The sequence below is a fragment of the Pseudophaeobacter sp. genome (assembly GCF_039971195.1).
Classification (GTDB): Bacteria; Pseudomonadota; Alphaproteobacteria; order Rhodobacterales; family Rhodobacteraceae; genus Pseudophaeobacter.
This window is the reverse complement of the sequence record NZ_JBDWPJ010000214.1, coordinates 1-11,210: the sequence shown is the minus strand read 5'-3', so window position 1 is coordinate 11,210 and position 11,210 is coordinate 1. Positions and strand designations below refer to the sequence as shown.

General features: G+C 60.0%; 10 protein-coding genes. 1 reads left to right on the top strand and 9 read right to left on the bottom strand.

Annotation, left to right across the window (positions count from 1 at the left end; genetic code table 11):
* Window positions 1-1,266 (top strand): GMC family oxidoreductase (locus ABJP42_RS18325; RefSeq protein ID WP_348342969.1); only part of this gene is annotated, 1,266 nt, incomplete at its 5' end.
* Window positions 1,267-1,339: 73 nt separating this feature from the next.
* Here ABJP42_RS18325 and ABJP42_RS18320 read toward each other — a convergent pair.
* The 9 genes from ABJP42_RS18320 to ABJP42_RS18280 form a co-directional block, all read right to left on the bottom strand.
* A complete protein-coding gene (locus ABJP42_RS18320; RefSeq protein WP_348342967.1) occupies window positions 1,340-1,789 on the bottom strand; it encodes an SRPBCC family protein in 450 nt (149 codons plus the stop codon).
* 111 nt (window positions 1,790-1,900) lie between these two features.
* Window positions 1,901-2,734, bottom strand: coding sequence for an XdhC family protein (locus ABJP42_RS18315; protein ID WP_348342965.1), 834 nt, complete (start codon window positions 2,732-2,734; stop codon window positions 1,901-1,903).
* Window positions 2,731-3,915 (bottom strand): vWA domain-containing protein, encoded by a 1,185-nt coding sequence (locus ABJP42_RS18310; RefSeq protein ID WP_348342963.1) that lies wholly within the window; start codon window positions 3,913-3,915, stop codon window positions 2,731-2,733. The genes ABJP42_RS18315 and ABJP42_RS18310 overlap by 4 nt, the downstream gene beginning before the upstream one ends.
* Window positions 3,912-4,787, bottom strand: coding sequence for an AAA family ATPase (locus tag ABJP42_RS18305; protein WP_348342961.1), 876 nt, complete (start codon window positions 4,785-4,787; stop codon window positions 3,912-3,914). Before ABJP42_RS18305 ends, ABJP42_RS18310 begins: the two co-directional genes overlap by 4 nt.
* A gap of 57 nt (window positions 4,788-4,844) precedes the next feature.
* On the bottom strand, window positions 4,845-7,262 hold the full coding sequence (locus ABJP42_RS18300) for an aerobic carbon-monoxide dehydrogenase large subunit (RefSeq protein ID WP_348342959.1): 2,418 nt from the start codon (window positions 7,260-7,262) through the stop codon (window positions 4,845-4,847).
* Complete coding sequence (locus ABJP42_RS18295) at window positions 7,259-7,753, bottom strand: (2Fe-2S)-binding protein (protein WP_348342957.1); 495 nt, start codon at window positions 7,751-7,753, stop codon at window positions 7,259-7,261. The genes ABJP42_RS18300 and ABJP42_RS18295 overlap by 4 nt, the downstream gene beginning before the upstream one ends.
* Window positions 7,754-7,766: 13 nt before the next feature.
* A complete protein-coding gene (locus ABJP42_RS18290; protein WP_348342955.1) occupies window positions 7,767-8,621 on the bottom strand; it encodes an FAD binding domain-containing protein in 855 nt (284 codons plus the stop codon).
* Window positions 8,622-8,759: 138 nt separating this feature from the next.
* On the bottom strand, window positions 8,760-9,908 hold the full coding sequence (locus tag ABJP42_RS18285; protein ID WP_348342953.1) for an MHYT domain-containing protein: 1,149 nt from the start codon (window positions 9,906-9,908) through the stop codon (window positions 8,760-8,762).
* Between the two features lie 250 nt (window positions 9,909-10,158).
* On the bottom strand, window positions 10,159-11,210 hold a 1,052-nt coding region (locus ABJP42_RS18280; RefSeq protein WP_348342951.1), incomplete at its 5' end, for a methyl-accepting chemotaxis protein.

The following is an 11,210-nucleotide window of genomic DNA, read 5'->3' as shown; positions in this document are numbered from 1 at the left end:
GGCTGGGGCTGGGACGATGTGCTGCCGCTGTTCAAACGCTCGGAAAACAACGAACGCGGCGGCGATGACTTTCACGGCGATCAGGGCGGGCTTTCCGTCTCCAATATGCGCATCCAGCGCCCCATCACCGATGCCTGGGTGGCGGCGGCTCAGGCCGCTGGATACAAGTTCAACCCCGATTACAACGGTGCCGATCAGGAAGGCGTCGGTTTCTTTCAGCTTACCGCCCGCAATGGGCGGCGTTGCTCATCGGCGGTGGCCTTCCTGAACCCGGTGAAATCCCGCGAAAACCTGCAGGTCATCACCCATGCTCATGTGCAACGGGTTGTGATCGAAGGCAAAAGCGCCACAGGTGTGACCTACAAGGACCGCGCCGGCGAGATGCATATGGTGAAGGCCGGCCGCGAGGTCATCCTCTCTGGCGGAGCGATCAACTCGCCGCAAATCCTGATGCTTTCGGGCCTTGGCGAAGCAGAACAACTCACCGAACACGGCATCAAGGTCGTCGCGGATCTGCCCGGCGTTGGCAAAAATATGCAGGATCACCTGCAGGCACGGCTGGTCTATAAATGCAACGAACCCACTTTGAACGATGAGGTCAGCTCGCTGATTGGTCAGGCCAGGATCGGGCTGAAATACCTCATGTTCCGCGCCGGTCCGATGACCATGGCCGCCAGTCTGGCCACCGGGTTCCTGAAAACCCGTCCCGAGCTGGAAACCCCTGATATCCAGTTCCACGTCCAGCCGCTGTCAGCCGAGAATCCCGGCAAGGGCGCGGATAAGTTTTCTGCCTTCACCATGTCGGTTTGCCAGCTGCGACCCGAATCGCGCGGCGAAATCCGTCTGAACTCTGCCGACCCTGGCTCCTATCCAAAGATCATCCCCAATTACCTCTCGACCCAGGCCGATTGTCAGACCGTGGTTGCGGGCGTCAATATCGCCCGCCGCATTGCCAAACACGCGCCGCTGAAGTCCAAAATCGCGGAAGAGTTCCGCCCCCATGCCAGCCTCGACATAGAAGACTATGAGGCAACACTGGACTGGGCGCGCAACAACACCGCTTCGATCTATCACCCGACCGGCACCTGCAAGATGGGCCAATCCAAAGATGCGGTTGTTGATGCCAAGCTGCGGGTGCATGGCATTTCTGGCCTGCGGGTGGCCGATTGTTCGATCATGCCAGAGATTGTCAGCGGCAATACAAATGCCCCGGCAATCATGATTGGCGAAAAGGCCAGTGATCTGATCATCGAGGCGCATCGCTGAGGCGCGAGATAAACAAACCCCAAGGCAAATTCACCCTGGGGCTTGTCTCTTGTTTCAAATCCGAGGGGACGGATCAGGCGTCAACGCTGTCGACAACCTCGGCAAAGGATTTGAAGAACTTGCCCGCCAGTTTTTTGGCGGTGCTCTGGATCAATCGCGATCCCAGCTGCGCAAGTTTGCCGCCAATGTCGACCTTGGCGGTATAGGTCAGCGTGGTGACGCCTTCCGCCTCGCTCAGGGTGACATCAGCGCCGCCCTTGGCATAGCCGGCCGCGCCGCCACTGCCCTGCCCGGTCAGGGAAAACGCATCCGGCGCGCCCGAGGTATCCAGTTCCACATTGCCGCCAAATTTGGCTTTGACCGGGCCGATTTTCAGCACCACCTTGGCTTCCAACTCGCTGTCAGAATGTTTGATCAGCTCTTCACAGCCGGGAATGCATTGCTGCAGGATCTCGGGATCATTCAGGGCCGCATAAACCCGGTCCATGGGAGCGTTGATGGTGATTTCGTCTTTCAGTTCCACGTGCGTGTCCTTCTTAGCAACAGGGATGTTTGATGGAGGCCATGATCTCGGCCTGTTCTTTGCTGAGCGGCGCCGGGGCAAACCAAGCCCGCAGCGCCCAGAAAATACGGGTCATGCCGATACCTCCTCGGGGGTGTGCTGATTTGACTCTGTGGTCTCATCGTTGCGCTGATGACGGCGGCGCTCTTGGGTGAGCTGGGCCAAGATCGACAGGGCAATTTCGTCCGGGGTCACCGCGCCGATAGCCAGACCGGCCGGGGCCTGTACCCTGTCCAGATCCGCCTGCGGCACGCCGCGCCCGGTCAGTGTTTCCGACAGGGCGGCAAATTTGCGGTGACTGCCAACAAAGGCGACAAAACTGGCGGCGCTGTCCAAGGCCTGTTTCAGACAGGCGAGATCGCTTTTGCCCTGGCTCGCCACCACGATCATCCGGGTCTCGCCCGGCGTCAGCTCAGGAACAGGTGTTTCTGGATCTCCCCGGCGCACAGACCATTGGAACTGCTCCGCCAGCCGCGCCAAGGATTGCGCCACCCGGGCATCGCCATAGATCAGCAGTTCTGGCAGCGGCAGGATCAGCTCGACAAAGATGTCCATCGACCCCTTGGAGGGGCAGCCATTGCGGGCAAAGCGCACGCCCTCCACATCCTCACCCGCGACCAACCCCTTTTCATCCAGCAAATCCTGCGGATGCAGAGAGACCAATTGCGGCGCAGCCTCCATCAGGGCGCGTTTCACCGCCTTGACCAGGGCGCCACGCACGCAGCCACCACCGATCCAGCCCTGCAGAATGGCGCCTTCGCCATCCAACAGCGCCTTGGCGCCGGGTTTGGCCGCCGTTGCCCCCAGGGTGCGCACTACCGTGGCAATGGCAAAGGGCTCGCCGCGGGCGCGCATTTCCTTGGCCAGGGTGGCAATATCCATATCGGTGAGTTCAGCAGGCGTCATAGGCGGGTGAGCTCCTGTTCCAGTGCTGCGAGATCCGCCAGGGTATTGGCGGCGCGAAACATATCCAGATGCGGCAGCGCCTGCGCCATGCCGCGCGTGATCGGCTCATACCCCGCCCAGCCCTTGAGCGGGTTGAGCCAGATGATCCTGCAGCCGCGTTTTTTCAGCTTTTCCAGTGCCGCGCCGAGCAGCTCTGGATTGTCGGTGTCATAGCCATCCGACAGGATCAGCACTACGCTGCGCCCGTCGACAAAACGTCGCGCATAGGTCTGGGTGAACTGCGCCAGAGAGGCGCCAATTTTTGAACCGCCGCCAAAGCCATCTGCCAGCACTGACAGACGCCCAAGCGCCCGCAGCGCGTCCTTGTCGCGCAGCGCCTCAGCAATGCGCACCAGCCGGGAGTGAAACAGATAGGCATCCGTCGTGGGGTCGGCCCGCATCATGCCAGCCACAAAGGCCAGAAACACCTGCGCATAGGTGGTCATCGAGCCTGAAACATCGCAGAGCGTCACAATTTTCAGTGGTCTGTCCGGGCGGCGCATCTTGGCCAGATGCAGCGGCTCCCCCCCAGAGGAGAGGCTCTGCCGGATTATTTTGCGGAAATGGATCCTATCGCCTTTGCGGTTTTGCTTGCGCCGCCGCGACCGTTGGTGCCGCAGGGCTGCCCCCAACCGCTGCGCCACCAGCTGCGCCTCGGTGATCTCTTCGGGGCGCACCAGATCGCGCAGGTCTTTCTTCATCTTGGCCTGCGCCAGACTGGCGACCAGCTTGCCCTCGCCATCGGCCTCCGCCGGATCATCGCCTTCGCCATCCGGCGTGGTCGCTGCCCCAGCGCCACCTGCCATGTCGGCGCCAGCGGCATTGCGCGAGCTATGGACATGATCCGAGGCAGGCGACCGGGTCGGGATGGTCTTGGTCGAAACCCGTCCGCCATTCATCCAGAAGGCATCAAACAGATCATCAAAGCGCTCCACCTCCTCAACGCTGCCGGTGCAAACAGCCCGCAGCGCATGGCGGGTGGCTTTGGGATCTGCTGCCTCCACATGGGTCAGCGCCTCAAGGCTCAGCTCAGTCTCACCAACCCCCAGCCGAAAGCCATTGTCACGCAGATGGGCGGTAAAGCCCACAATGCGCGCAATTGGCCCCGGATCGCGACCGGCAAATTTAGTGACCCGGCTCATGCCGCTTTGCCTGCAAGACGCTGCGCCACTTCGGTGGTGATGTTAAAGCGATCCGTCTCGGTCTTGAGCAGGGTGGCAAGGCTGGCCTGCAGCACCACAGGATCATGGGTCAGATCGGCAATGCCCAGCCCCATCAGCGCCGCTGCAAAATCAAGCATCTCGGCGATGCCTGGTTTTTTCTCCAGCTCTTCTTTGCGCAGGGATTGCACAAAACCAATGATCTGGCCGGCCAGCCTGTCTTCGATCTCCGCGCAACGCGCCTTGAGGATCGCCAGTTCAGTGGCGCGTTCCGGGTAAGAGACATGGGCATAGAGACAGCGCCGCCGCAAAGCGTCGCTCAGATCGCGGGTGCCATTGGCGGTCAGGATGACGATGGGGCGGGATGTAGCAGTGATGGTCCCCAGCTCTGGGATGGTCACCTGAAAATCCGACAGGATCTCCAGCAGATAGGCCTCGAATTCTTCATCAGCGCGGTCGATTTCATCAATCAACAGCACTGGTGGGGTGTCGCGGCGGATCGCCTTGAGCAGGGGGCGCTCCAGCAGGAATTCCTCGGAAAAGATTCGGTCTTCGACGCTGCGACCCGTTTCGCCATGCTCAGAGGCCGCCCGGATCGACAGGAGCTGGCGCTGGTAGTTCCATTCATAAATCGCCTGTGCTGCGTCCAGGCCTTCGTAGCATTGCAGGCGGATCAACTCGGTTGCCCGCAGGGCACTCAGCACCCGCGCCACTTCGGTCTTCCCCACACCGGCAGCCCCCTCCAGCAGCAGCGGGCGGCCAAGCGACAGCGCCAGATGCACGGCCATAGCCAGATCATCATCGGCAATATAGCCCTGTTCCGCCATGGCGGTTTGAAGCGTGGTCCAGGTCATGATTTTCCTCGCGCGGTAAAGGGGCGCCCCTGAAACAGGAGGGCCGCCCCGGTCGCTTTAGTCGTGCAGGCCCAGACCATTGGCGGTCTGCCAAATGCGCCAGTGATCATGGGGCATATTGGAGTGGCGCAATCCAAAGGCGCGGAAGGCATCCTGCACCGCATTTGAGAAGCAGGGCACGCCGCCCACATGGGGGCTTTCGCCGACGCCCTTGGCCCCGATCGGGTGATGCGGGCTGGGGGTGACGGTGTGATCGGTCTCGTAGTTGGGCACTTCCCAGGCGGTGGGCAGGAAGAAATCCATCAGGGTGCCGGTCTTGACGTTGCCCATATCGTCATAGGCAATCTCTTGTCCCAGAGCCACGGCCAGCGCCTCGGTCAGACCCCCATGCACCTGGCCTTCGATGATCATCGGGTTGATCCGGGTGCCGCAGTCATCCAGCGCATAGAAGCGGCGGATTTCCGGCACCCCGGTGTCCACATCGATATCCATCACGCAGACATAGGCGCCAAAGGGATAGGTCATGTTGGGCGGATCATAATAGCTCACCGCTTCCAGACCCGGTTCAATGCCCGGAATCGCCTGATTATAGGCGGCATAGGCGATCTCTTTCATCGTCTTGAACCGCTCTGGCGCGCCCTTGACCACAAAACGGTCGATGTCGAACTCCACATCGTCGTCATGCACTTCGAGCAGATAGGCCGCGATCATCTGCGCCTTGGCGCGGATCTTGCGCCCCGCCATGGCAGTGGCCGCCCCGGCAACGGGGGTTGAACGCGAGCCATAGGTCCCCAGACCATAAGGCGCAGTATCGGTGTCACCTTCCTCGATGGTGATACTATCGGCCGAGATGCCAATTTCACTGGCGAGGATCTGCGCAAAGGTTGTTGCATGCCCCTGGCCCTGGCTGATGGTGCCAAGCCGAGCAATCGCCGACCCCGTTGGGTGGATGCGGATTTCGCAACTGTCGAACATCCCCATACCGAGGATATCGCAGTTCTTCACCGGGCCAGCACCGACGATCTCGGTAAAGAAGCTGAGGCCAATGCCCATCAGCTTGCGGGTCTCGCCACGTTTGAAGGCTTCAACCCGTTCCGCCTGTTCTGCGCGCAGCCCGTCATAATCAACGGTTTCCAGCGCTTTTTCCCAGGCGGTGTGATAATCACCAGAGTCATATTCCCAGCCCAGCGCAGCCGTATAGGGGAACTGCTCCTTCTTGATAAAGTTGATCCGGCGCAGTTCAGCCGCATCCATGTCCAGTTCAATCGCCAGCACTTCGATCATGCGTTCGATGAAATAGACCGCTTCGGTCACCCGGAAGGAGCAGCGATAGGAGACACCACCCGGCGCCTTGTTGGTATAGACGCCATCGACAGCCAGATAGGCCACGGGGATGTCATAGGATCCGGTACAGATGTTCATGAAGCCGGCCGGGAACTTGGTCGGATCGGCGCAGGCGTCAAAACCGCCGTGATCCGCTGTCACATGGCAGTGCAGACCGGTGATCTTGCCCTCCTTGGTGGCGGAGATCTTGCCGGTCATGTGGTAGTCGCGGGCAAAGGCGGTGGACATCAGGTTTTCCATCCGGTCCTCGACCCATTTCACCGGCTTACCGGTCACAATGGAGGCCACGATGGAGCAGACATAGCCGGGATATACCCCAACCTTATTGCCAAAGCCGCCGCCAATATCGGGGGAGACAACGCGGATATTGTGCTCTTCGATACCCGAGAGCAGCGAGGCCACGGTGCGCACCACATGCGGCGCTTGGAAGGTGCCCCAAAGCGTCAGCTTGCCGTTGACCTTATCCATTGAGGCCACCGAACCGCAGGTCTCCAGCGGGCAGGGATGGGTGCGATGGTAATACATGGTTTCCTCAGCAACCACTTCGGCATTGTCCAGCACCTGATTGGTGCCTGCCTCATCGCCCTGTTCCCAGGTGAAGATATGGTTGTGATGTTTGCGCGGCCCATGGGCGCCCTCGGTCTGCCCCTCCAGATCCTCGCGCAGGACCACATCGGATTTCAGCGCCTCAAAGGGGTCAGTGATCACCTCCAGCTCTTCGTATTCCACCTCGACCAGCTCAACCGCATCGGCGGCGACATAGCGATCAGAGGCGACAACAAAGGCCACTTCCTGGCCCTGAAACAGCACCTTGCCATCGGCCAGCACCATCTGTTTGTCCCCCGCCAGGGTCGGCATCCAATGCAGGTTCAGCGGCGCGAGATCTTCGGCTGTGAGCACGGCAACAACACCGGGCAGCGCCAGGGCGGCGTCTTTGTTCACAGAGACAACCCGCGCATGGGCATAGGGAGAGCGGACAAAATCACCGTGCAGCATGTCGGGCAATTTGATGTCATCAACATAGTTGCCCTTGCCCTGGGTAAACCGGGCATCCTCGACGCGTTTGCGCGAGCATCCCATGCCCTTGAGATTGGCAGAGCGTTCTTCGCGGTCTGGAGTCATATCGTTCATTGCGCTGCCTCCTTGGCTGCGTTGATCTCGCTTGCGGCCGAGAGGATGGATTTCACGATGTTCTGGTAGCCTGTGCAGCGGCAGATATTGCCCGCCATGCCAAAGCGCACCTCTTCCTCGGTTGGATTGGGGTTTTCCTCCAGCAGCTTGGTGGCGCGGGTGATCATGCCCGGCGTACAGAAACCGCACTGAAGCCCGTGATGCTCGCGGAAGTTTTCCTGCAGCACATGCAGCGCGTCGGGGGAGCCAATGCCCTCGATGGTGGTGATCTCGGCGCCATTGGCCTGGGCCACAAACATGGTGCAGGATTTCACCGATTTGCCATCAATGGTGACGGTGCAGGCGCCACAATGAGAGGTCTCGCAGCCCACATGTGGGCCGGTGATATTCAGCTTTTCGCGCAGGGCGTAGATCAGCAGCTCACGCGGTTCGGCCAGGAATTCCTTGTCCTCGCCATTCACCTTCAGTTTGATATGCATCTTGTCAGTCATCAGTCTCGCTCCCCTATGCCCGGTCCCAGGCGCGTGAAATCGCACGTTTCAGGATCACGCCAGCGACGTGACGTTTGAAGGCCACCGGACCTCGGTTGTCCTCGGATGGATCAATATCGCCCAGCATCGCAGCCACTGCCGCGTCCAGCGCCGCGCCGTCGCAGGCAGATCCTACAAGCGCATTGCCCGCCGCCTCGGACCAGACCGGCACATCGCTCAGGTTGGTCATGGCGATGGAGGCAGAAGCGATCTTGCCGTCGGATTTGGTGATTTGGACTGCCGCCGCCGCAGTGGCGTAATCGCCAATCTTGCGCTTTTGCTTTTCATAGGCGTAGCCACCTGTTGGGGCGCTCAGGCTCACAGACGCCAACACCTCATCATCGGCACGGTCGGTCATATAGGCGGCTTCGTAGTAGTCGCGCGCCGCAACTGTACGGGTGCCATCAGGACCAATCAGATTGATCTGCGCATCAAGGCATTGCATCACGCCCGGCATATCATTGCCGGGATCGCCATTGGCCACATTGCCACCGATGGTGCCCATGTAGCGCACCTGCGGATCGGCAATCTGCAAGGCGGCTTCGCGCAGAATTGGCGCCGCCGCTGCCAAAACATCATGTCCAATCAGATCATGCTGGGTCACCATCGCGCCCAGAGTGATCTCGCTGCCGTTGATGTCGATAGTGTCCAGATCCTTGATGCCCTGAAGATCAATCAGATGCGGCACATCCGCCATCCTCAGCTTCATCATCGGGATCAGGCTATGCCCTCCCGCCATCACACGGGCATCATCGCCGTGCTCCTGCAACAAGGCGATCACCTCACCCATATCCTTGGGTCGATAATAGTCAAACGCCGCTGGTATCATTGCTTGCCCTCCCTGACGTGCAATTCACTTGCCTGCCCGGAGCCTGCGGCGCGCCGACGCAGCGGCGCATCTGTTTTTAACTGAAAAGAGAGGGTTTGCGCACGAAATGCGAAACTGAATGCACGAAATGCGTGTTAGTCAAACGCCAAGCGCATCGCGCACCGCGCGCAGCCGGGAGCGGCTCACCGGCACCTTGGCCAGACTCGCGACCTCAAAATGGCAAACCCCATTGTCCTTGAGCCGCTCAAAGCCGGTGACATAGGCCGGGTTGACCAGATAGCTGCGGTGGGTCTTGAGGAAGGGGCCGGGGCTCAGCCGTTTTTCCGCCTCTGTGATCGACCAGACGCAGAACAGTTTGTCCTTAGTGGTATAAAGGTGGGTGTAATGCCCCTCAGCCCGGATCGCGGCTACATCCTGGGTGTCCAGAAACAGGGTACGCCCTTCCAGCTCATAAGGTATCTGTTTTTGCGTCGCCGCAGGAGGGGCTGGCGCCTCCTGAGGGGGCACCTCTGGAGCGCTGCCCTCAGGCTCTGCTGGAGCCTGAGGCTGGGGCTGGGGCTGGAGTTCCGGTTGACTGGGCGCCAGAACTGTTACCCCGGTCAGCAAAAAGGCCCCGCACAGTACAAAGCTGCTCAGAACCACTGCGATCGCCATCACCTCGTTACTGATCAGCGGCCCGACCTCGCTCAGACTGTCGACCGCGACAAAATCGGCGCCGCTGATGGCGATGAAATGCACCGCAAACACTGCAAAGCCAAAGAACAGCGTCCCCACCACGATATTGCGCTGGGTGCGCTGGCCATAAGCCACTGCAAAGGCCGCGATATTCAAGGCACAGGAGGAGACCAGGGCCAGGGCAACCCCCGTTGGCGTATAGAGCGCCTGGCACAGCTCCATGGCTGACATGCCCAGGTAATGCATCGCCAAAACGCCAAGCCCCACAATCACCCCAGCCAGGATCAAGGTTCCCACGGTACGTTTCCAGAAATGCAGTATCAGCAGGGCGCTGCCCACCACCAGAATGGCAATCAACGCCGAGGCCAGAGTGATCGCTGCATCATAGTAGAACAGGATCGGCAACTGCAGGCCCAACATCGCCACAAAATGCATCGACCAGATGCCACCGCCCAATGCAACCGCAGCAAGAGCGATCAGGATCTTGCGCTGCGCCACACTGCGCTCAGAGAGACCCCTGGTAAGGGAAAACCCGGTAAACCCCGCCATCACTGCCACCATGAGAGAAGCGAGAACCAACAAGGAGTTATGAGAGTAATCCAGTATCTGCATGACAGATCAGTACCCAACTGTGCCTGACCTCGCAAGCTTTGCTGGCTACCCCCGGAAATTTCCAGGGTGAAGCGACCAGAGAGTCGCACAACTCAAAAGGGTATGATCGGCCCTTCCCTCCGGAGACAGGGTAGCTCTGGCGTGAGGTCGGGTCAGGGCTGGGAACTCAACATGAGCTGGGCCTGAAACAGAAAAGGGCATCCAGCGGTCCCGCCAGATGCCCTTGCCTAAACTCATTGCCTGAGGCCGCTCAGGCGGCGGCGCTGTGCTGCTGGGGCGCTGCGCGCTGGTCCAGCTCAAACCGCGCCATCAGGCCAGACAGTTTGGTGGCATCCGCATGCAGCATGTGACCCGCCGCTGTGGCCTCTTCAACCATGGCCGCATTCTGTTGCGTCACACTGTCCAACTGGCTGACGCCGGTGTTGATTTCACCCAGGCCGGTAGACTGTTCGACAGCACCGCTGGCGATGGCAGAGATCAGTTCAGAGATCTGGTTGACCCGCTTCACGATTGTCTCGATCGACTCGCCAGCCTCACCGACCAGGGAAACCCCCTGCTCAACCTGTTTTGAGCTGGTGTTGATCAAGGTCTTGATCTCTGTCGCCGCATCCGCCGAGCGCTGCGCCAAACCGCGCACCTCAGAGGCCACAACCGCAAAGCCTTTGCCAGCTTCACCGGCACGAGCAGCTTCGACACCAGCGTTCAGGGCCAGCAGGTTGGTCTGGAAGGCGATGTCATCAATCACGCCGATGATCTGGGCAATCTGTGCCGAGGAGCTCTCGATTGTGGTCATGGCTTCGACGGCATTGCTCACAATTGCACCACTGTTTTCGGCTTCCTGGCGAGCCTCATCCATGGTGCTTTCGACATTGCGGGCACCATCAGCAGCGGATTTCACTGAAACAGTCATCTCTTCCAGCGCAGCCGCGGTTTCTTCCAGCGTTGCAGCCTGGCTTTCTGTCCGGTGCGACAGATCATCAGAGGCCTGGCTGATTTCAGTAGCACCGTTCTTGATGCTTTCACTGGCTTCAATCACCTGCTCCATGGTCTCTTTCAAAGAGGTCACAGTGGAGTTGAAGTTGGTGCGCAGCTCTTCATACTCGCCAGGGAAGCGTTCATCGATGGCGCAATCCAAGCGACCATGCGCGATCTCGTCCAAATGGGTACCAACGACAGAGACCACATGTTCAGCATCCTGCTGGCTTTTGGTGGCCTTGGCCTGCGCCTCTTCGGCAACGGCGGTCTGTGCGCTTGCCGCTTCTTGCTGACGTTTCAGCTCGGCATCCGCGGCAATGCTCTTCA